Source organism: Streptomyces sp. 4N124 (genome assembly GCF_052245395.1).
GTDB lineage: Bacteria > Actinomycetota > Actinomycetes > Streptomycetales > Streptomycetaceae > Streptomyces.
The window spans coordinates 242444-263990 of record NZ_JBQQBS010000006.1 but is presented as its reverse complement, the minus strand read 5'-3'; the positions used below and the strand labels follow the sequence as shown (position 1 = coordinate 263990).

General features: G+C 70.1%; 13 protein-coding genes and 1 pseudogene. 3 read left to right on the top strand and 11 right to left on the bottom strand.

The features are described 5' to 3' along the window. Positions 1 to 3 precede the first annotated feature (3 nt). The 3 genes from ACTWQO_RS08870 to ACTWQO_RS08860 all read right to left on the bottom strand — a co-directional run bounded on the left by ACTWQO_RS08870 (position 4) and on the right by ACTWQO_RS08860 (position 2979). Positions 4 to 1944 (bottom strand): acyl-CoA dehydrogenase family protein, encoded by a 1941-nt coding sequence (locus ACTWQO_RS08870; protein WP_443236645.1) that lies wholly within the window; start codon positions 1942 to 1944, stop codon positions 4 to 6. A 68-nt stretch (positions 1945 to 2012) separates the two neighbouring features. Further along, positions 2013 to 2720, bottom strand: a complete 708-nt coding sequence (locus tag ACTWQO_RS08865) for a hypothetical protein (RefSeq protein ID WP_443236644.1) — start codon at positions 2718 to 2720, stop codon at positions 2013 to 2015. After that, positions 2674 to 2979, bottom strand: coding sequence for a hypothetical protein (locus ACTWQO_RS08860; protein WP_443236643.1), 306 nt, complete (start codon positions 2977 to 2979; stop codon positions 2674 to 2676). The genes ACTWQO_RS08865 and ACTWQO_RS08860 overlap by 47 nt, the downstream gene beginning before the upstream one ends. 208 nt (positions 2980 to 3187) lie before the next feature. Here ACTWQO_RS08860 and ACTWQO_RS08855 point away from each other — a divergent pair, with 208 nt between their 5' ends. Next, complete coding sequence (locus ACTWQO_RS08855) at positions 3188 to 4201, top strand: LacI family DNA-binding transcriptional regulator (RefSeq protein ID WP_443236642.1); 1014 nt, start codon at positions 3188 to 3190, stop codon at positions 4199 to 4201. A 62-nt stretch (positions 4202 to 4263) separates the two neighbouring features. Next, positions 4264 to 6315 (top strand): glycoside hydrolase family 31 protein, encoded by a 2052-nt coding sequence (locus ACTWQO_RS08850; RefSeq protein ID WP_443236641.1) that lies wholly within the window; start codon positions 4264 to 4266, stop codon positions 6313 to 6315. Between the two features lie 52 nt (positions 6316 to 6367). Here ACTWQO_RS08850 and ACTWQO_RS08845 read toward each other — a convergent pair whose 3' ends face one another. From ACTWQO_RS08845 to ACTWQO_RS08820, 6 genes are all read right to left on the bottom strand, one after another. Next, a complete protein-coding gene (locus ACTWQO_RS08845) occupies positions 6368 to 7087 on the bottom strand; it encodes a glycoside hydrolase family 12 protein (protein WP_443236640.1) in 720 nt (239 codons plus the stop codon). A 58-nt stretch (positions 7088 to 7145) separates the two neighbouring features. Next, positions 7146 to 9335, bottom strand: coding sequence for a glycosyl hydrolase family 95 catalytic domain-containing protein (locus ACTWQO_RS08840; protein ID WP_443236639.1), 2190 nt, complete (start codon positions 9333 to 9335; stop codon positions 7146 to 7148). Next, positions 9332 to 11311 carry a beta-galactosidase gene (locus ACTWQO_RS08835; RefSeq protein ID WP_443236638.1) on the bottom strand — a complete coding sequence of 660 codons (1980 nt, stop codon included), beginning with the start codon at positions 11309 to 11311 and terminating at the stop codon, positions 9332 to 9334. The genes ACTWQO_RS08840 and ACTWQO_RS08835 overlap by 4 nt, the downstream gene beginning before the upstream one ends. A 126-nt stretch (positions 11312 to 11437) precedes the next feature. Continuing rightward, on the bottom strand, positions 11438 to 12373 hold the full coding sequence (locus ACTWQO_RS08830) for a carbohydrate ABC transporter permease (RefSeq protein ID WP_443236637.1): 936 nt from the start codon (positions 12371 to 12373) through the stop codon (positions 11438 to 11440). Continuing rightward, the gene (locus ACTWQO_RS08825; RefSeq protein WP_443236636.1) at positions 12370 to 13422 is read right to left on the bottom strand and encodes an ABC transporter permease; all 1053 of its coding nucleotides are present in this window, start codon (positions 13420 to 13422) and stop codon (positions 12370 to 12372) included. The genes ACTWQO_RS08830 and ACTWQO_RS08825 overlap by 4 nt, the downstream gene beginning before the upstream one ends. 27 nt (positions 13423 to 13449) lie before the next feature. Further along, positions 13450 to 15141, bottom strand: a complete 1692-nt coding sequence (locus tag ACTWQO_RS08820; RefSeq protein WP_443236635.1) for an extracellular solute-binding protein — start codon at positions 15139 to 15141, stop codon at positions 13450 to 13452. 288 nt (positions 15142 to 15429) lie between these two features. Between ACTWQO_RS08820 and ACTWQO_RS08815 the strand changes: the two are divergent. Beyond that, positions 15430 to 18250, top strand: a pseudogene (locus tag ACTWQO_RS08815) (glycoside hydrolase family 3 C-terminal domain-containing protein). A 97-nt stretch (positions 18251 to 18347) separates the two neighbouring features. On the opposite strand, the gene ACTWQO_RS08810 reads toward ACTWQO_RS08815, so the two are convergent. After that, a complete protein-coding gene (locus ACTWQO_RS08810; protein WP_443236634.1) occupies positions 18348 to 19793 on the bottom strand; it encodes an aldehyde dehydrogenase family protein in 1446 nt (481 codons plus the stop codon). A gap of 143 nt (positions 19794 to 19936) precedes the next feature. Continuing rightward, positions 19937 to 21514 (bottom strand): PucR family transcriptional regulator, encoded by a 1578-nt coding sequence (locus tag ACTWQO_RS08805; protein ID WP_443236633.1) that lies wholly within the window; start codon positions 21512 to 21514, stop codon positions 19937 to 19939. Positions 21515 to 21547: the final 33 nt, after the last annotated feature.

Genomic DNA, 21547 nt, shown 5'->3' with positions numbered 1-21547 from the left:
GGCTCACCTGATAGGGCGATGCACGTTCTCCTTCGTTGACGGCCCGGGGGTTGCGTCCGCGATCCACGGGCCCTCGCCCGAGGGGTCGACGATGCCTTCCTCTAGCCAGGTGTAGGCGCCGCCGAGGACTCCCTTGACGACCTTGCGGTCCAGGTCGTCCGTGTTGGTCCACAAGCGGCCGAAGAGCTCGTCGATCCGGATGCGGGCCTGGCGGCAGAAGACGTCGGCGAGTTGGTAGGCCTCGCGGCCGTGATCGCCCTTGCTGCGCAGGAGTTCGGCGCGGACGCAGACCGCGCTCATCGCGAACAGCTCCGCGCCGATGTCGACGATCCGGCCCAGGAAGCCCTGCTTGGTCTCCATCCGGCCCTGCCAGCGGGACATGGCGTAGAAGGTGGAGCGGGCGAGCTTGCGCGAGGTCCGCTCGATGTACCGCAAGTGCGGCGAGAGGTCGACGCCGCGGTTGAACTCGGCGTACGCGCGCGGGTTCTGGCCCGGTCCCGCGACCAGCTTCGGCAGCCACTTGGCGTAGAAGACACCCGCGTTCCCGGCCGCCTTCGCCTTGTCCTGGAGGGACTTGTCGGGGTCGATCAGATCGCCGGCGACCGACAGATGGGCGTCAACCGCCTCGCGGGCGATCAGCAGGTGCATGATCTCGGTCGAGCCCTCGAAGATCCGGTTGATGCGCAGATCGCGCAGGACCTGTTCGGCGGGGACCGCGCGTTCGCCGCGGGCGGCGAGGGACGCGGCCGTCTCGAAGCCACGGCCACCGCGGATCTGAACGAGTTCGTCGGCCATCAGCCAGGCCTGCTCGGAGGCGAAGAGCTTGGCCAGCGCGCCCTCGATGCGGATGTCGTTGCGGTCCTCGTCGGCCATCTGCGACGACAGGTCGAGTACGGCCTCCAGAGCGAAGGTCGTCGCGGCGATGAAGCTGATCTTCGACCCGACCGCCTCGTGGTGGGCGATCGGCTTGCCCCACTGTTCACGCGCGGCCGACCACTCGCGGGCGATCTTCAGGCACCACTTGCCGGCCGCGACGCAGGACGCGGGGAGCGAGAGGCGGCCGGTGTTCAACGTCGTGAGCGCGATCTTCAGGCCAGCGCCCTCGGGGCCGATGCGGTGGGCGGCGGGGACCCGGACCTGGTGGAAGCGGGTGACGCCGTTCTCGATGCCGCGCAGGCCCATGAAGGCGTTGCGGTTCTCGACCGTGACGCCGGGCGAGTTGGTCTCCACGACGAAGGCGGTGATGCCGCCCTTGTGGCCCTCGCTCCTGGGCACCCGGGCCATCACCACGAGCAGGTCGGCGACGACGCCGTTGGTGGTCCACAGCTTGACCCCGTCGAGCACGTACTCGTCCCCGTCGGGGATCGCGCTCGTCGCGAGCCGTGCCGGGTCGGAGCCGACGTCCGGCTCGGTGAGGAGGAACGCGCTGATGTCCGTGCGGGCGCAGCGCGGCAGGAACTGCTCCTTCTGCTCCTGGGTGCCGAACAATTTCAGCGGCTGCGGTACGCCGATCGACTGATGCGCCGACAGCAGCACCCCGATCGCCGGACAGGCCGAGCCCGCCAGGGCCAGCGCCTTGTTGTAGTACACCTGGGTGAGGCCGAGCCCGCCGTACTTGGTGTCGATCTTCATGCCGAGGGCGCCGAGTTCCTTGAGCCCGTCGATGACCTCGTCGGGGATCTTGGCCTCGCGCTCGATCAGGGCCGCGTCCACCTTGGTCTCGCAGAAGTCGCGCAGCTTGGCCAGGAACTCCTCGCCACGCTGCACGTCCTCGGCAGGCGGGGTGGGGTGCGGGTGGACCAGATCGAGCCGGAAGCGGCCCAGGAACAGTTCCTTGGCGAAGCTGGGCTTGCGCCAGTCCTGTTCCCGGGCGGCCTCGGCCACCTGGCGTGCCTCGCGCTCAGTGACAGAAGGTCGAGAAGATGACGCGGGTGCTGCGGACATGAGGCTCACCTCGCCGCGAATAGGGATCTTGGGGCCGCACGTTACTGACTGGTGCTACTGGATCGTTACTACCCGATACGGGACGACCCCACCACCCTCGCGCGGCCCCGGTCCCCGTTCAGCCGATGTCGCCCTGGTTCAGGCCAGCGGGTACACCCTGAGGCGGTCGCCGCGCAGGACGTACAGGGTCCGGTCGTCGGCGAGCAGTTGGGGCTCGGTGGCGGCGCTGTCGATGGACTTGAGGGTCCACGCAGGTCGACCGCGACCACGTCCTCCTCGGGGGAGGTGAGGTTGACGGCGGTCTGGGGGAAGACGTAGCCGCCCGCGAGCAGCGGGGGCGGGGCCGGGCCGGAGCCGATGGTGCCGGGGCGCTCCCAGTTCCACAGGGGCTTGCGGCGGTCGCTTCGGACGGCCATCAGGTCCTGGCCGACGAGAGTCAGGTAGATCGTCCTGCCGTCGATCGTCGCCCCGCCGTACAGGATGTCCCCGGCCAGTTCGGTCCCGGTGTCCTCGGGGTCGAGGCTCCAGCGGGTGCGGCCGGTGCGCAGGTCGAGGCAGAGGCAGCCGCGTCCGGCGACGAAAGCGATGCCATGGCCGGCGGTGACCGTGCGGTCGGTCAGCGCGCCGACGCAGAAGGCGCCGTCGTGCACGGCGGGGGCGGGGGCGCCTGCCGCGCCGTCGTTCCACAGGACCGGCCTGCCGATGGCCCAGCGCCAACTCGGCGTTCCGTCACGGGTGTCGAGGACCTGGGCGGTTCCGTCGTCGGTGCTGACCATGAGCCGCTGCCGGGTCACGGCGGCGCGCGCGGGGCCGGTACCGCACCGCCGAGGCCGCGTCCGCCTCGCGCCGGAAGCGCCGCACCATCTCGGCGTCCCGCGACAGCTCGGCGCGCAGCACCTTCACGGCCGCCGGCCGCCCGCGCCGGTCCCGTCCCAGATGGACGGCGCCCATCCCGCCCTCGCCGAGCAGTGCGACGATCCGGTACGGCCCTATGTGCCGGACCGGCTCCTCCGCCCCCGTTCCATGGCCCCCCACGGCCGGTCATGGTAGGCAGGAAGCCACACCTCGGGAAGGCCGTTCCGGGACGAACCGCCCCAGCCGCCGCTCCGGCCCGCAAGTCCGTGTCGAAGCGCTTCGACAACCTATGGACACCCACTCGCGGTAGGGCTAGTGTCGAACCACCCCCACCCGCCCATATTCGCACTGCGCACTGTCGAAGCGCTTCACAAACTTGGAGAGCTGGATGGTCACCCTCGCCGAGGTCGCCCAGCACGCCGGAGTCTCGGCGAGCACGGTGAGCTATGTCCTCAGTGGCAAGCGGTCCATCTCCACGACCACCCGGCAGCGGGTCGAGCAGAGCATCCGCGATCTCGGCTACCACCCGAACGCGGGCGCCCGCGCCCTGGCCAGCAGCAGGTCGAACATCATCGCGCTGATGGTCCCGCTGCGCACGGACATGTATGTGCCGGTGATGATGGAGATCGCCATCGCGGTGGCCACCACGGCCCGTACGCACGGATACGACGTCCTGCTGCTCACCGGCGAGGAGGGCCCGGACGCCGTCCGCCGTGTCACCGGCAGCGGACTCGCCGACGCGATGATCCTGATGGACGTCGAACTCGACGACGAGCGGCTGCCGTTGCTGCGCGGCACCGACCAGCCGTCCGTGCTGATCGGACTGCCCGCCGACACCTCCGGACTGACCTGTGTCGACCTGGACTTCAGGGCGACGGGCGCACTGTGCCTGGAACATCTGGCGATGCTGGGGCACCGCGACATCGCTGTCATCGGCGAGGCCCCCGCGGTCTACGAACGGCACACCGGGTTCGCCGAGCGCACCCTCGACGGACTGCGCGGCCGCTCCCAGGAGTTGGGCGTACGGCTGCTGCACCGCCCCTGCGACGGCGGGTACGACGCGATGGCCGTGACCCTCGCCCGCATCCTCGACGAGCGCCCCGGCACCACGGGGTTCGTCGTACAGAACGAGTCGGCGGTCGAGCCGCTCCTCGGTCTGCTGCGCCAGCAGGGCCGTGCCATCCCCGAGGACGTGTCGGTGGTCGCGATCTGCCCCGACCAGGTCGCCACCCAGGCCTCGGTGCGGCTCACGTCGGTCGCCATCCCCGCCCAGGAGATGGGCCGGCACGCGGTGGAGCACCTGGTCGCGAAGCTCGACGGCCGCGGCACCGACGAAGTCCTGCTGATCGCACCCGAGTTGACGGTCCGGGCGAGCACGGGTCCGGCGCCGGCCCGGTCCTGACCACCACCCCTTCCATGTGTCGGCCCCCACCGGGGCTCCCCATGTCCTGAGGAGTACGCGTCGTGAACCAGCCTGCCGAAATCCAGACCCCGACCGGCGCGGTCAGCCTCGCGCAGTCGTCACCCACCGTCGGCACGCTCCGTGAGCGGGGCGGTGCGCTGGAGTGGAGCGGCCGCCAGGAGACCGTACGCATCGAGCCGTGGGGCCCGGACGCGGTGCGGGTCCGGGCCCGGCTCGGCGGCCCCCTCCTGGAGGGGCTGCCCGGCGCGCTCCTGGACGAGGCTCCGGCGACCGAGTCCACGGTCAAGGTCGCGGACGGAGAGGGCCGGCTGACGGTCGGCGCGCTGACCGTCGAGGTGAACGCCGAGGGGATGATCCGGTTCCTGCGGACGGACGACCTCTCGGAGATCCTCGCCGAGGAACGCGCCCACTTCTGGTGGCCCGGTCCACGCCTCTACACGGCCGTCGGCAACGGCCACCACCGCCTGGAGCAGCGCTTCGCCGCCTACGACGACGAGAAGCTGTTCGGCCTCGGCCAGCACCAGCACGGGCGCCTGGACCAGAAGGGCCTGGTCGTGGACCTGGTCCAGCGCAACGCCGAGGTGGGCATCCCGGTCCTCACCTCCAGCCGCGGCTACACCCTGCTGTGGAACAACCCGGCGATCGGCCGGGTCGAGCTGGCGGGCAACGGCACCCGCTGGGTCGCGGACTCGGCCCGCCAGATCGACTACTGGATCACCGCGGGCGCCCCGGCCGACGCCCAGCGCCGCTACAGCGCGGTGACCGGCCGCACCCCGATGCTGCCGGAGTGGGCGGCGGGCTTCTGGCAGTGCAAGCTGCGCTACCGCACGCAGGACGAACTCATGGCGGTGGCGCGGGAGTACAAGCGCAGAGGCCTGCCCATCTCCGCCATCGTCTGCGACTTCTTCCACTGGACCCATCTGGGCGAGTGGAAGTTCGACCCGAAGGAGTGGCCCGACCCGGCGGCGATGGTGCGGGAGCTGGAGGAACTCGGCATCAAGCTCGTCGTGTCGGTCTGGCCGTCGGTGTCGCCGCTGAGCGAGAACCACCCGGTCATGGAGCAGCGCGGCTACTTCATCGGCACGCAGTACGGCCCCATGGCGCACGCCGACTGGCCGGACAAGGAGGTCGCCTCCACCGTCCAGGTCGCCTTCTACGACGCCACGAACCCCGATGCGCGGGAGTTCATGTGGTCGAAGGTGAAGGCGAACTACCTGGACCCGTACGGCATCACCGCCTTCTGGCTGGACGCCTGCGAGCCGGAGCTGAAGCCGGGCTTCCAGGAGAACCTGCGCTACTGGGCGGGCCCGGGTCTGGAGGTCGGGAACATGTACCCGGCCGAGAACTCCCGCGCCTTCCACGAAGGGCTGGTCGCGGAGGGCGAGTCCGAGATCGTCACCCTCAACCGCTCGGCCTGGGCGGGCAGTCAGCGCTACGGCGCCGCCCTCTGGTCCGGCGACATCGGCACCGACTTCCCGACCCTGCGCCGTCAGATCGCGGCGGGCCTCAACACGGCCCTGTCCGGCATCCCCTGGTGGAACACCGACATCGGCGGCTTCCACGGCGGCGACCCGACCGACCCCGCGTACCAGGAAGTCATGGTCCGCTGGTTCCAGTTCGGCACGCTGTCCCCGCTGATGCGTCTGCACGGCTTCCGCGACCCGGGCATGCCGCTGGGCCCGAAGATGACCGGCGGCCCGAACGAGGTCTGGTCCTACGGCGAGCAGGCCGGCGCGATCCTGGAGCGGTACCTGCGCCTGCGCGAGCGCCTGAAGCCGTACGTCCTTCAGGTCATGCGCGAGGCCCACGAGGAGGGCCTGCCCGTCATGCGCCCGCTGTTCCTGGAGTTCCCCGAGGACCAGGCGACGTGGTCGGTCGACGACTCCTACCTCTTCGGCCGGGATCTGCTGGTCGCCCCGGTCCTCACGGCGGGCGCCACGGCCCGCACCGCGTATCTCCCGGCGGGCGCGACCTGGACGGACGCGTGGACGGGGACGACGTACGAGGGCGGTACGACCGTGACGGTCGACGCCCCGCTGGACCGCATCCCGCTGTTTCTGCGGGACGGGGCGCGGCTGCCGATAGGGGAGTAGCCGGGCGGGAGATGGCCGGAGCCTGACGGTTCCGGCCATCTCTGTCAGTCGCTCAACTACTGCTGACCGTCAGGTCGTTGGTGCGGAAGTCGAGTCCGCCGGACGACGAGGTGATCTCGTAGCCGAACTGGACGTCACCGATGGTCTCGCTGCTGGACATCCAGCCCTTGGTGCCGGAGATCCAGCTGAGGATCGGCTTGATGTTCACGCTGCCGGAGCTGGAGTCGGAGGTCCGCAGGAACGAGAACACCTCGTTGACGCCGTTGCTGCCCTTGTAGACGTTCCACGTGTGGCCGCCGAGGGTGACGCTGCCCTGCGAGGTGCCGAGCGGACCGACGGCTCCGTTGTAGTTGACCCAGAGCATGATCTCGTAGTCGTAGTCCGTGTCCCAGATGTCGTACGACGTGTTGTACGCGCCGGACGACGGCACCGTGACGTTGTAGTTGCTGGTGAGCGAGCCGAGAGAGGCGATCGTCTTGTTGATCACCTTCTTCGAGTTGGGGTACGACTTGATGCCGCCGGTGTTGGGGTGGTTGGCCCAGACACCCCAGTTCGTGCCGGAGTTGGCCCAGACGCACTGGCTGCCGGCGCCGGAGCCCCAGATGTTGTTGTAGAGCGTGTAGCCGTTCAGGTTGGTGTTGCCCCACTGGTCGCAGGAGTTCCAGACGGCGGCCTGGGCGGGGGCGGAGGCGAGACCGACGGTGGCGCCGAGCGCGAGGGCCGGGGCCAGCAGGGCCTTGGTGATTCTGCCGAGCGTGCGGGTTGTTGCCATGGTGTCCCTTCCATGGATGGGGGGATGAGCGCGGGACTAGCACGGGACTAGCGGTGATTCACCACGTCTCCAGGGTGAGGACGTGGTCTTCTCCGGCGACGAGGTCGAGCGGCCGTGCGCCGGAGGAAGTCCGGAGTTCGACGCGGTGGGTGCGGGTGGGACGTACGACTGCGGTGGCTTGTCGCGGGCTCCAGCTGAGGTCGACTTCCGCCCCGAACCGCGTGCGGATGCCGGTGAGTTCACCCTTCGGATACGCCGCCGGAAGCGCGGGCAGCAGCACCAGCCGGTCCGGGGTCGACTGCACGAGCATCTCGACCAGGACCGCGGGCAGGGTGTGGGCGGCATCGGCGTTGTAGACGTTGAGGTTCGGGTAGTGCGAGCTCATCAGCGAGGCGTGGAAGAAGTCGCCCTTGAGGACCTGGCCGAGGGCATGCGCCACCCGGTCGCCGTCGCGCAGCCGGGCCGCGACGAGGGCGTGGTGGAGGTGGCCGTGCGCGGAGTCGTTCTCGGCGCCGCGGAGTTCGAGGGCGCGGTGTGCGGCGGTGGCGAGGTCCGGGGTGTCGTAGGGGTTGATCTCGTCGAGCGGCCAGACGCCGTAGAGGTGGCTGAGGTGCCGGTGGTCGTAGGTGTCGTCGAGGCCGGGCCAGGCCCATTCCGCGAGTGCGCCGTCGTCGTTGATCCGGTGCGGCGGAAGCCGGTCTGCGAGGGCACGCCACGCTTCCGCCTCCTCCGGGTGGTACTCGGCGGCCGTGCGCAGGGCGTGCCCGGCCGCGGAGAGGTCCATCGCCGCGTTGATCGCGCCCCAGCTCGCGTTCGCGGGCCGGTTCTCGGGTGAGTAGGAGGGGACGACGATGACGTGTCCCTCGTCATCGGTGCGGGTGAGGAAGTCCTCGTAGAACAGGGCGACTTCGGCGAGCGCGTCGGCGGTGCGCGGGTCGCGTTCGCCGCGGGTCTCGTCGTGGTCGACGAGCGGCTTGAGCAGCCAGTCGGCGCCGGCGGTCCACAGATGCAGCGGGTATTCGCGGTTGAAGTGGTACGTCAGCCCCGACTCGCCGTCGCTGTGGGCCGGGGCGACGGCACCCCGCGCACCGAAGATCGCGCGGGCGTTCTCCCGCCAGTCCGGCAGCTGGCGGCCGATCAGGGTGGCGAGGGCGTCGGTGACTTCGGGGAGCGCGGCGGCTGCGGCCGATGCGGTCTGGAGGTTGACGTTGGCGTCGTTGGTGAACGCCCCCGACCACGCCGTGTTCCAGTCGCCGGTCCACAGGCCGGTGAGGCGGGGCGGGAGCAGGCCCGCGGCGGAGAGCAGGTGGTAGCGGCCGGCAGCGAAGAGGCGTTCCAGGAAGGCCGGGCTCTCGGGGAGCTGAAGCAACTCCGAGCCCGGCAGGGCGCGTTCGGCGGGGTCGGCGTCCAGGTCGAGTGTCACGCGCGTGTAGGCGGTGCGGTGGAGGGCGGCGTGGCGGTCGAGAAGATGGGCGTAAGCGTCACCGTCCGGTACCAGGTCTCGCAGGTCACGGGAGACAGCGGGCACGTCGATCTCGCCCGTGTGACGCAGTACGCGGGTCAGCAGCAGGGCCGAGTCGGCGCCGGTGACCTGGAGGCCGAGCGGCGTGAGCGTGGTACGGCCGCCGGTGACGATGACCAGCGTGATGCCCGTGTACGCGCGGTCGCTGCCGGGGTAGCGGGCGCGCAGGTTGAGCAGGGCGCCGTCGGGGGTGAGGACGGCGCCGTGGCCGACGGCGAGGTCGTGCGGGGCGCCGGGGATGCGGTGGTCGAGGTCGATGGTGAGATCGGCGCCGGTGACCCGCTGGACGATGACGTCGTCGGCGCGGGAGACGAAGACGCGGCTGTCCCAGCCGTCCCCTTCGGCTTGGGTGACGCCGGTGGTGAAGTCGACCGAGCGACGGTAGTGCCTGCCCGCGCCGGACGCCCTCCGCAGCCGTATCTGAAAGGCCGGATGGAAGGGCTGCACCCACTGGAGGTAGCGCCCGTCCGTGAAGGTCTCCGCCGCCCGCAGCTCCCCCGCGAGCAACCGGTCCTGGAGTTCGGGAAGTCGGGAGGCCAGCTCGGGCGGGCGGGCGCGCTCGCCGCCGTTGGGGCGGACCAGGGTGTGGTGGGTGACGACGACCCGCTCGTCGTTCGGATCACCGAACACAAGGGCGCCGTGGTGGCCGTTGCCGCTGAGGTAGCCGTCCTCCCAGCGGGTGGCGGGGGTGGGCTCCCAGGTGCCGTGGACAGGATCGGTGGTCATGGGCGCAGCACCGCCACTCCGTAGCGTGAGAGGGCGAGTTGGCCGGTGACGGTCTCGCCGGTCAGCAGGTCGTGGTGGGTACCGGGGATGTCGACGGTCACCGGCTCGCGTCCGTGGTTGAGGACGAACAGCAGGTCACCGCGGCGGACGGCCTCCACGCGCGCGGGCAGGCCGTCGAGCACGGGCCGGGCGCCCGCTTCGGTGGCGATCCCGGAGAGCAGATCGCTGAGCGCGTCCGGCTCGGGGAGGGTGGAGACGTACCAGGCGCGATCCTTGTGGAGCACGGCAGGCAGGCCGTCGAGTTCGCCGCCCTTGTACGAGATGGCCGCCTCGCCGCCTCCGGCCTCGATCTCCTCCGACCACAGCGTCCCGCGGAACCCGTCGCACTCGACGGTCTCCTCCGCGTCCAGCGGCCACCACTCGTGCAGGGTGCGGATGCCGAACAGCTCGCGCAGCCGGGCGTCCATGCCGCCGGGGCGTACCCGGTCGTCCTCGTCGGCGATGCCGGTGAGGAAGCCGCAGACGAGGGTGCCGCCGCCGTGGACGTACGCGAGGAGGTTCTCGATCGCCGTGTCCGTGAGGAGGTAGAGCTGCGGGGCGACGACGAGCTTGTACCGGGTGAGGTCGTGCTCGGGGTGGGCGAAGTCGGTGGTGAGGTGGGCTTCCCAGAGGGCGCGATGCCAGGCGCGGAGGACGTCGGAGTGGTCGACGTGGGTGGAGAGGCGGCCGTCCTGGGCGCCGGCCCACCAGGAGTGCCAGTCGTGAAGGATGGCGATGTCGGACGTGATCCGACCACCCGTCACCTCACCACTGATCCTGTCCAGCTCAGCCCCCAGCTGCTTGACCTCCTGATAGGTACGGCCCTCCTCCCCCGCGTGGCTGACCATCCCGGAGTGGAACTTCTCCGCGCCCTGCCGGGACTGCCGCCACTGGAAGTAGCAGACGGCGTCGGCACCGCGGGCCACCGCCTGGAGGGACCAGAGGCGATTCATTCCGCGCGGCTTGGGGTGGTTGACGCCCCGCCAGTTGACCGGTCCGGCCGCCTGCTCCATCAGCATCCAGGGGCCGCGGGCCTGTGAACGGGTCATGTCCTGGACGAGGGCACCGCTCTGTGCGCCGTACGGATCACGGGGGTCGGGATAGAGGTCGACGGAGACGACGTCCTCCTCGTCCGCCCAGCGCCAGGCGTCCTGCCCCACCCACAGAGGCATGAAGTTGCTGGTCACCGGGATATGCGGGGTGTGCCGCCGGACGATGTCCCGCTCGGTGACGTAGCACTCCAGGAGCATGTCGGAGGTGAAGCGTTTGAAGTCCAGTACCTGGGTGGGGTTCTTGAGGTAATGGGCGTGGCGCGGCGGGAGCACCTCGTCCCACTCGCCGTAGCCCTGGCTCCAGAAGGCGGTGCCCCAGGCGGTGTTGAGGGCGTCGAGGGTGCCGTACTTGCCCTGGAGCCACCGACGGAAGCGGACGGCGGCCTCGTCGCCCCAGTCGTAGGTGCAGTACTCGTTGTTGATGTGCCACAGGGTCAGGGCGGGGTGGCTGCCGTAGCGGGCGGCGAGATCCTCGGTGATGGCGGCGGCATAGCGACGATACGCCTCGCTGGAGTGCGAGAAGTGCTGACGCCCGCCCCACCATTCGACACGGCCGTCCTCGTCACGGGGCAGGGTCTCGGGGTGCCGGCGCCCGAGCCACGGCGGGGGCGAGGCGGTCGGCGTGGAGAGAACGACGCCGATGCCATGGTCGTGCATCAGATCCATGAGCCGGTCGAGCCACCCGAACTCCCGTGCCCCCGGCCGTGGTTCGAGCTTCGCCCAGGAGAAGACGCCGAGCGTGACCGAGTTGACGCGGGCCTCTTTCATCAGGCGTACGTCATCGAGCCAGACCTCCTCCGGCCACTGCTCGGGGTTGTAGTCACCGCCGTAGAGGACACGACCGCGGGTGACATCACCGAGCGCGGGCAGATGGGACGTACGCATGACAGACCTCGTTCTATGAAAGCGGGGGACCGGAGAGCCCCAAAGGGGCGCGGGGAACTGCGCGACAAGCCACAACGAACCCGCAGCCGCCGGACGGTCCGCAGCCCCCTCTGATCAGGCACCCCGTCACCCCTTAACCGCCCCAGTCAACATGCCCTTCTTGAAATGCCGCTGCACAAACGGCGACAGCACAGCCACCGGCAACAGAGCCATCACCATCACAGCCATCTGCACAGCAAGCCCGGACAACTGCCCGGTCTTGATCGCCTGCCCCAATCCCACCGGCGCCTCCTGCTTCTGCACCAGCTGGATCATGACATTCTGCAACGGCATCATGTCCTGCTCGTTCAGATACAGCGACGCATTGAACCAAGCACTCCAGTACCCCACCGCGTAAAACAACGTGATCACCGCGATGACGGCCCGCGACAACGGCATGACGATCTGCCAGAGAATCCGGAAATCCCCCGCCCCGTCGATCCGCGCACTGTCGATCAGCTCCTGCGAGATCCCCATGAAGAACCCCCGCAGCACCAGGATGTTGAAGACACTGATCGCGCTCGGCAGGATCAACGCGAGGTACGTGTCGGTCAGCCCGAGCGTCTGCACCAGCAGATACGTGGGAATGAGCCCGGCGCTGAAGAACATCGTCGCCAGCAGCGTCATCAGAATCCACCGGTGCGCCAGCGACCCGGTCCGGGACAACCCGTACGCACACAGCACGGACACGGTCATCGAGAAGACCGTACCGACCAGCGTGACCAGCACACTGATGATCGCGGCCCGCGTGACCTGACCGCCGCTGAGCAGCTCCGTGTAGGCGATGAAGGTGATGTCCTTGGGGATCATCACCAGCCCACCGGCCTCGTCGATGGTCTTGCGCGTGGACAGACTGGTGACCACCACGATCCACAACGGAAAGAGAATCGCGAAGCAGGCAAGCCCCAGGACCAGCCCCTTGCCCGCCAGCCCCACCTTGGTGGGCTCCTCCTCCCACACGGGCCGGGGAGGTGCGGCCCAACGCCCGGGCCTGCGCACGGGTTTGTCGATGACGGCGGTCACTTCTTGTACACCCCCTGCTCGCCCATGAGATGGGCCACCTTGTTCGCGGCGAGGACCAGTCCGATACTGACGACGCCCTTGACGAGTCCGGCGGCGGCCGCGTAGCCGAAGTCCTGGTTGCGGACGCCGTTCCACCACACGAAGGTGTCGAGGACTTCCGCGGCGCCCGGTCCCACCGCGTCGCGTTGCAGCAGGATCTGCTCGAAGCCGACGGTGAGGGCGTCGCCGACGCGCAGCACCAGCAGCAGCGCGATCACCGGCCGCAGCGCGGGCAAGGTGACATGCCACATGCGCCGCCAGCGGTTCGCGCCGTCCATCGCGGCGGCCTCGTACAGATCGGGGCTGACGGCGGCCAGCGCGGCGAGGAAGACGATGATCCCCCAGCCGGCGTCCTTCCACACGGTCTGCGCGGTGACCAGGAACTTGAAGGTCTCCGGGTCGGTCATGACGCTCAGGCCGTCATAGCCGTGGTCGCGCAGCAACGTCGAGAGCAGCCCGGCGCCGCCGAGCAGCTGCTGGAAGACGGCGATGACCAGCACCCAGGAGAAGAAGTGCGGCAGATAGAGAACGGCCTGCGCGATCGCCCGCACCCGGGGCCTGACCACGCTGTTGATGAGCAGCGCGAGCAGGACCGGGATCGGGAAGAACAGCACGAGCTGGAGGAAGAACAGCACCAGGGTGTTCTCGAGCGCCTGCCAGAAGGCGGAGTCCTCGAAGATCCGCTGGAAGTTCTCCACTCCCACCCATGGGCTGTTCAGGATGGAGACGATGCCGTTCTCGCTGATGTAGGGGTCGTAGTCCTGGAAGGCGACCACGTTGCCGAGGATCGGCACGTAGTTGAAGAGCAGGACCAGGACGACGGCCGGCAGCGTCATCAGCAGCAGGACGCGATCGCGCCGGAACCTCAGTCGCAGGCTCAGCTTGTCCGGGGGGCGTTTCCCCGGTGAGCCGGTGGATCCGGTGGATCCGGTGGCGCCGCCGGACGTCGCCGGGGTCTTCGCCGTCGTGTCGGCCTCGGCCCTGCTCCGAGGCACCGTGCTGTGGGACACGGCCGTTCTCCTTGCCTCGGTGCCCGGTCAGTTGGCCGCGGAGCCGTTCTCGTCGAGGATCTGCTGGTACCAGTCGCGCAGCCGGTCGCCGCCCTTGCTCTTCCAGTCGGAGACCCACTGCTGCATGTCGCTGATCTTCTTGCGGCCGCGGACGACGTCGTCCTCCATCTGCTCCATGTCGTTGGTGAGGTTGGTGTAGCGGCCCGGCTCGGTGATCTGCATGCCCCAGAAGGAGGACTTCTTGGTGAAGGCACCCATCCGCTGCTGCCACTCGACCTGGCCCTTGGCGACCTCGGGGAAGTCGGGGTGCGCAGTGGTCGCGGCGGGGCTCGCCACCATGACGTAGGCGTTCATCACTTCGATGTTGCCCTGGTCGGTCTTGGTGGGGACGCCGTCCTTGACGGTGTAGTGGGTGCCCTCCACGCCGTAGTTGGTCATCATGTACTCCTTGGTGCCGTACGGCGCCGCGGTGACGTTCGCGACGGCGAGCACGTCGCGGATGACCGACTCGGAGGCCTTCTTGTTGACGAAGGCGAAGATGCCGGCGGGCTGTTCGGCCCATATGGTGGGGTTGCCGCCGTCGTGGCCCCAGACATCCATGCCCCAGACCTTGAACTCCGGGTTCTGGGTGGCCTGTTCAGTGGTGCGGCTCCACCACTGCGAGATGTTGTTGGCGTAGATGAGGAACTCGCCCGCCGCGAACTTGGGCCCCGGGTCCGGGGAGTTCTTGCCCATCTTGGCGTCGGGGTGGACGACGCCCGCCTCGAAGAGCTTGCGGGACCACTCCAGCGCTTCGAGGTACTCCTCGGTCTCGATGCGGTAGACCAGCTTGCCGTCGACCAGGTTCCAGCCGAGCGGCTTCTCGCTGCCGGAGAACACGCCGAAGGCCTGGAAGGCGGTCCACTTCATGTCCAGGCACGCCCAGCGCTTGGCCTTGGCGTTGGTGATGTCCTTGGCCAGGGCCATGAACTCGTCGCAGGACTTGGGGACTTCGTAGCCCTCTTTGTCGAAGATGTCCTGGCGGTACAGGGGCACGATGCCGGGCGCCCACGGGGACGGTTGCGGCAGGCCCAGCAGCTTGCCGCCGAAGATGGAGCGCCGCCAGGCGTCCGTGGGGATCGCCGCGAGGTTCGGGTAGTCCTTGACCGCGTCGCCGGACAGGTAGGGGCCGAGGTCGGCGAACTTGCTGATGATGGCGCTGGGTATCTTGCCGCCCATGTTCCAGCCGGGGACCACCACGACGTCAGGGATGTCGCTGGAGGCGAGCACCGCGCCGAGCTTCTGGTCGTAGGTGTTGCCGTCCTGGTTCTGCCACTGGACGTCGACACCGATCAGGTCGTTCATCCCCGTGTAGTAGGGGTTGTTGCCCTTCGGGGGTGAGCCCCAGAACGGCGACATGATGGTGATCTTGGAGCCCTTGCCGAGCTTCTTGGGCACCGAGGTCTTCAGGCCGGCGAGGTCGAGCTTGCTCGTGAAGCCGACCGCGGATCCGTTCTTGGCGGGGATGTCGGGTGTCACCACGTTGTTGGTGACATACGCCGGCAGCAGCTTCTTGGCGTCCTTCCCCGACGTGGTCCCCTCCCGCGACCCGCTCTCCGATCCGCCGCAGGCGGCAAGCAGCGGCATCCCTCCACCCACCGCCACAGCGGCGATCGCCGTGTTGGCGAGGAAGGTTCTCCGGCTGGGAGCGGCGGAGGCGGAAGCGGCGTTCGGCGTCATTGCGTCAACCCTTCATGGCGCACCAGGACACCCGGCGGAGGCCGTCGGCTGCGGTGTCGTGAGAGGAACTGGCTGTAGTCGAAGCGCTTCGATGTTGCTGTGAGGTTAAGTGAACCCCCAGGGGTGCACAAGGGTCGCTTCCAAGATTCCTCCGACGCTTGGCAGTCGACCTTTTGTTATGCACCGCTTGAACTGACAGTGTTGATGTCTTGACACCCGGCCTTGCGTCGAACCAGCATCGAAGCGCTTCGAAAGAGCCGAGCCGATCCATCGCAAGGGGTTCCCCACGTGACCGCACAGACGCCGCACACGCCACCTTTTCGCGATCCGCAGCTGCCCGTCGCGAAGCGCATCGACGATCTGCTGTCGCGGCTGACCCCGGACGAGAAGACCGGATTCCTGCACCAGTTCGCCCCGGCCGTGGAACGGCTCGGCGTCGCGGCCTTCCGCACCGGCCAGGAGGCGCTGCACGGCGTGGCGTGGATGGGCCCCGCGACGGTGTTCCCGCAGGCGGTGGGCCTGGGCGCGACCTGGAACCCGGATCTCGTACGACGGGTCGGCGACGCCGTGTCCAAGGAGATCCGGGCGCTGCGCGTCCGCGACGACCGCGTGGGCCTGAACGTCTGGTCGCCGACCGTCAATCTCCTCCGCCACCCCCTGTGGGGCCGCAACGAGGAGGGCTACTCCGAGGACCCGAAGCTCACCTCCGCCATCGCCACCGCGTACACGCACGGCCTGCGCGGCGACCACCCCACGTACTGGCGCACGGCCCCGGTCCTGAAGCACTGGCTCGCCCACAACAACGAGACGGACCGCGCCGTCAGCTCCGCCTCCGTTCGCCCGCGCGTCCTGCACGAGTACGACCTGCGCGCCTTCCGCGAGACGGTGGAGGCGGGCGCGGTGGCCGGGGTCATGCCGGCGTACAACCTCGTCAACGGCCGCCCGAACCACGTCTCGCCGTACCTGCGCGAGCATCTGCGCACCTGGAGCGAGGACGAGTTGCTGGTCTGCTCGGACGCGGGCGCGCCCTCCAACCTGGTCGACCACGAGCACTACTTCGACACCCACGAGGAGGCGACCGCCGCCGCGCTCCTCGCCGGCGTCGACAGCTTCACCGACCACGGCACGGACAGCTCGCAGATCGTCACGCGGGTCCAAGGCGCCCTGGACCAGGGCCTGTTGACGGAGGCCGATCTCGACGCGGCGGTCCACCGCCAGCTCTCGGTCCGTTTCCGGCTCGGCGAGTTCGACGCGTACGACGAGAGCGGCGCCTTCGACACCCCGGAGCACCGCGCGCTCGCGCGGGAGGCGGCCGAGCAGGCGATCGTCCTGCTCAAGAACGACGGCCTGCTCCCCCTGGCCCCCGACACCCGCCTCGCCGTCGTCGGTCTGCTCGCCGACGAGTGCAAGCTCGACTGGTACAGCGGCACGCTCCTGCACCGCTCGTACACCGCTGGAGGGCCTGTACGAGCGGTTCGGCGCCGAGCGGGTGGAGTTCGCGGAGGGGGTGGACCGCGTACGGCTGCGGACGTCGGACGGTTCCTACCTGCACGTTCCCGCCGCGGAGGGGGTCGACGAAGTCCGCGGCGCCGAGGGCGCGTTGGACCCCGCGCTGCTCGCGGGCCGTACCGACCTCCCGCCGCTCACCACCGACGCCACCGGCTCCGAACTCGCCCTCGTCGACTGGGGCGAGGGCCTCCTGACCCTGCGCGCCCCCGACGGCCGCTACCTCTCGGTCGCCGACGACGGCTGCGTACGGGCCTCCGCCGACCAGCCCGGAGGCTGGATCGTCCAGGAGACGTTCCGCCTGGAACCGCACGAGAACGGACACCTCCTCAGGCACGTCGGTACGGGTCGCCACGTCTCTGTCGCCGCCGACGGCGTGAAGGTTGCCGAGGAGAACCCGGAGATCTTCCGGCTGGAGATCGTCGAACGCGGCGAGGACGCGGTGGCGCGCGTCGCCGCGCAGGCGGACGTGGTCCTCGTCGTCGCGGGCAACGACCCGCACATCAACGGCCGCGAGACCGAGGACCGTACGACGCTGCGCCTGCCCGACCACCAGGAGCGCCTGCTGCGCGCGGCCCGTACCGCGAACCCCGCCACGGTGCTGACGCTGGTCTCCGCCTACCCGTACGCGGTCGAGACGGCCGCCCTCCCCGCCCTGCTCTGGACCGCACACGGCGGCCAGGCGGCCGGCACCGCCCTGGCCCGGGTCCTCGCCGGTGACGCCTCCCCCGCGGGTCGCCTCCCGCAGACCTGGTACGCCGACGACGCCGACCTCCCGGACCTGCTCGACTACGACGTGATCGGCGCCCGCCAGACCTACCTCTACTTCGAGGGCACGCCCCTGTTCCCCTTCGGCCACGGCCTGTCGTACGCGTCCTTCTCGTACGCCGATCCGTCGGTCCGGGTGGAGGGGGAGACGGTGCACGTCTCCTTCAGCGTCACCAACACCGGTGATGTGACCGCCGACGAGGTCGCCCAGCTCTACACCCGGGCCGTGGACCCGTCGGTCCCGCGCCCGCGCCGCGAGCTGGTGGCCCACCGCCGCATCACGCTCTCCCCGGGGTCGACCGAGCAGCTGGCCTTCGAAGTCCCGCTGTCCGCCTTCGAGTTCTGGGACGTCGCACACGGGAGGTGGCGGCGCGAGCCGGGCCCGTACGACGTCCTGGCCGGCGCGTCCAGCGAGGACATCCGCCTGCGGACGACCCTCGTCCTCGACGGCGAGCCCGCCACGCCCCGCCCGGTCGCCCGACTCGGCCTGGACGCGGCCGACTTCGACGAGCAGAGCGGATCGATGATCGTGGACCGTACGAAGGTGGCGGGCGACGCGGTGACGCCTGCGGGCAGCTCAGCGGCCGAACTCGTCTACCGTGCCTGCGACTTCGGGACGGGTGTCACTCAGGTGAGTGCGACGGTGGCGGGCGTGGGCGCGGTGGAGGTGTCGCTGGACGGCGGCCCCGCGCTGGCGGTCCTGGAGGCGGTCGCGGGATCGGGCCCGTACGACTACACCACCCTCGGCGCCGATCTCAACGGCGCGGGTGTGCACGACGTGTACCTCAGGCTGCGCGGCCCGGTGCGGCTCGCGCATGTCGGCTTCTCCGGTTGAGGGTCCGGAGCAGGCCGGCACAGAGAAGGGGCCCGGCACCGGAAGGCATCGGTGCCGGACCCCTTCGGGAACTCTATATGAAAATGGTTCCCATGAGCTAGAGGGTGAGGCCCGTGAGTACCAGCACCCGCTCGTAGGTGTAGTCGTCCATCGCGAACTTCACGCCCTCACGGCCGACACCGGACTGCTTGGCTCCGCCGTACGGCATCTGGTCGGCGCGGTAGGAGGGCACGTCGCCGATGACGACACCGCCGACCTCCAGGGCGCGGTGGGCCCGGAAGGCGACCTGGAGGTCGTGCGTGAAGACGCCCGCCTGGAGGCCGTACTTGGAGTCGTTGGCGGCGGCGAAGGCCTCGGCCTCCCCATCGACCTTCTGGACGGTGAGGACCGGCCCGAAGACCTCCTCGCAGGAGATCGTCGTGTCGGCCGGTACGTCGGTGAGGACGGTCGGCGCGTACGAGGCGCCGTCGCGCTTGCCACCGGTGAGGAGCGTGGCACCGGCGTCGACGGCCTCCTGCACCCAGGCCTCCACGCGCTTGGCGGCGTCCTCGCTGACCAGCGGGCCGACATCCGTCGTGTCGTCGCTCGGGTCGCCGGTGACCTGGGCCTCGACGGCGGCGACGATGCGCGGCAGCAGGCGGTCGTAGACGGACGCGTCGGCGATGACCCGCTGCACGGAGATGCAGGACTGGCCGCCCTGGTAGTTCGAGAACGTGGCGATGCGGGTGGCCGCCCAGTCGAGGTCGGCGTCGGAGGCGTAGTCACCGAGCACCACGGCCGCACCGTTTCCGCCCAGCTCCAGCGTGCAGTGCTTGCGCGGCACCGAGTCCATGATCGCGTAGCCGACCTTCTCGGAACCCGTGAAGGAGATCACCGGCAGCCGCTCGTCCTGGACGAGGGCGGGCATACGGTCGTTGGTGACCGGGAGGATCGACCAGGAACCGGCGGGCAGCTCCGTCTCGGCGAGCAGGTCGCCGATGATCAGGGCGGAGAGCGGGGTCGCCGGGGCCGGCTTCAGGATGATCGGCACGCCCGCCGCGATCGCCGGGGCGATCTTGTGGGCGCAGAGGTTCAGCGGGAAGTTGAAAGGCGCGATACCGAGGACGACGCCCTTCGGGAACCGTCGCGTGAGGGCGAGTCGGCCCTGCCCGCCGAGGTCGGTGTCGAGACGCTGGGCCTCGCCGCCGTTGAAACGCCGGGCCTCCTCAGCGGCGAACCGGAACACGGACACCGCCCGGCCCACCTCGCCCCGGGCCCACTTGATCGGCTTGCCGTTCTCCGCGGAGATCAGCTGCGCGATCTCCTCTGTGCGCTCGACGAAACGCCGGCTGACGTGGTCGAGGGCGGCGGCGCGGACGTGGGCGGGCGTGGCGGCGAACTCGTCCCGGACGGCATACGCGGCGGCGACAGCCTCCTCGATCTGCGCGTCGCTCGGTACGGCAACCTTGCCTACGGTCCGGCCGTCCCACGGCGAGGTGACATCGAAGCTGGCCTCGCCGGTGGCCTGGCGGCCGGCGAGCCAGAAGGCGTGGGTGGAAGTCATGTCCCGGCCCTTCCGCGTTGGGGGTGTGCGATGGCGTTCGGGTCCACGGTAGGGGTGGGGATGCGCATGGTCGTTTGTCCGGAGCGGAGTGGTGAGTGGTGGGGGCGCGCCGGTTTGGCGGGGGCGAACAAACCCGGCGGCCACTACTCGGCCGACGTAGCCTTCAGCGCCAGCCAAAGCTCCATCCGCGCGTCCGGATCATCCAGCGACCGCCCGATGATCTCCTCCACCCGCCGCATCCGATACCGCAGCGTGTGCCGGTGTACACCGAGGTCGGCAGCCGCAGCGTCCCACTGCCCATGCCGCGACAGCCACGCCCGCAGCGAGGCGACCAGATCCCCCCGCCCCTTCGCATCGTGCTCGTACAGCGGCCGCAGCAACCCGTCCGCAAACGCCTTCACCGCATCATCCGCGAGCAACGGCACCACAGACCCCGCCGCCAACTGCTCATGCTCGACGGCCACCCGCCCCCGCCGCCGAGCCACGGACAACGCCTGCTCGGCCTGCTTGTAGGCAGCCGCGGCGGCGATCGGCCCGACGGGGGCCGACAGACCCACGACCAGTTCGTCCTCGTCGGCCAGCGCCTGCTCCGACCCCGCACCCCGCGCCGCCTCCAGGGCCGCCGCGAACTCCCCGCACGCGGCCACCGCGGCCCCGCCGTCCGCGGCCAGCGCCACCAGCCGCTCCCCCTCCGGCACCACCAGGACGACCTCACCCGCCCGCGCACCCGCCGACTCCATGACCTCGGCGAGCCCGGCCAGCGCCTCCCCGTCCGCGGCGGCGGGCTCGGCGACGATCACGCGGAAGGGCGCGTCGAGGAGACCGCCGTACAGATCCCCGGCCACCGCGCGGGCATGGTCCGGCTCCCCGGCGAGCAGCATCCGCAGCACCGCAGCACCGAGCCGCTGCTCGGCGGCATGCAGGGGCCGGGATCGTTCCGTCGTCAGCGTCAGCAAGGCGATGGCCGAATGGACGGCGTACCGCTCGGCCGTGCCGAGCGCCGCCGCCGTACCCACCGCGAGCGCCGCCCGTGGCCGCCGGCCCGTGCCGAGGGAGTGCAGCTCGATCCGGTCCTCGTTCTCCGGCCCGCCCACCACCGAGGAGGCCGGCGCGGGCCGCTCCCCCAGCCGTTCCACGTCCGCCGTCAGCCGCGCGGCCCGGCGGCTCGCCCACTCCGGCGCGGTCGCGACGACGGCGCCCGAGGCGTCGTACAGCGCGGCCCATCCGTCGACCTGCGAGGCGAGCGAGCCGAGCAGCCCCTCGGGCCCGTCCGTCAACGCCTGCTTGGTCAGCTCGCGTTGGGCCGCGAACCCGGCCGTCACCGCCCGGTACTGGTCGGCCGCGATCGCCGCCGAGACGGCCTTGCTGATGGCGAGAAACGGTGTACGGCGTGGCACCTCCAGCAGCGGCAGGCCCTCTTCCTGCGCCGCGTCGACGAGAGCCTTGGGGGTCTCCTCGTAGTTGACCCCGACGGCGAAGCCGAGCCCGACGACCCCCGCCCCCACCAGCCGTTTCACATACCGCCGCATCGCCTCCGGATCCTCCGCGTCCAGCTTCAGCGCGGTGATCAGCAGCAGTTCCCCGCCCTCCATGTACGGCACGGGATCGGCCAGCTCGCTGACATGCGCCCAGCGGACGGGCACGTCCAGCCGGTCCTCGCCCGCGCGCACGGTGAGCTTGAGCGCGGAGTGGTGGACGAGGGAGGCGAGCGTGGGGGGCATGGAGCCTTCAGGTAGGTGAGGGTTACGTGATCC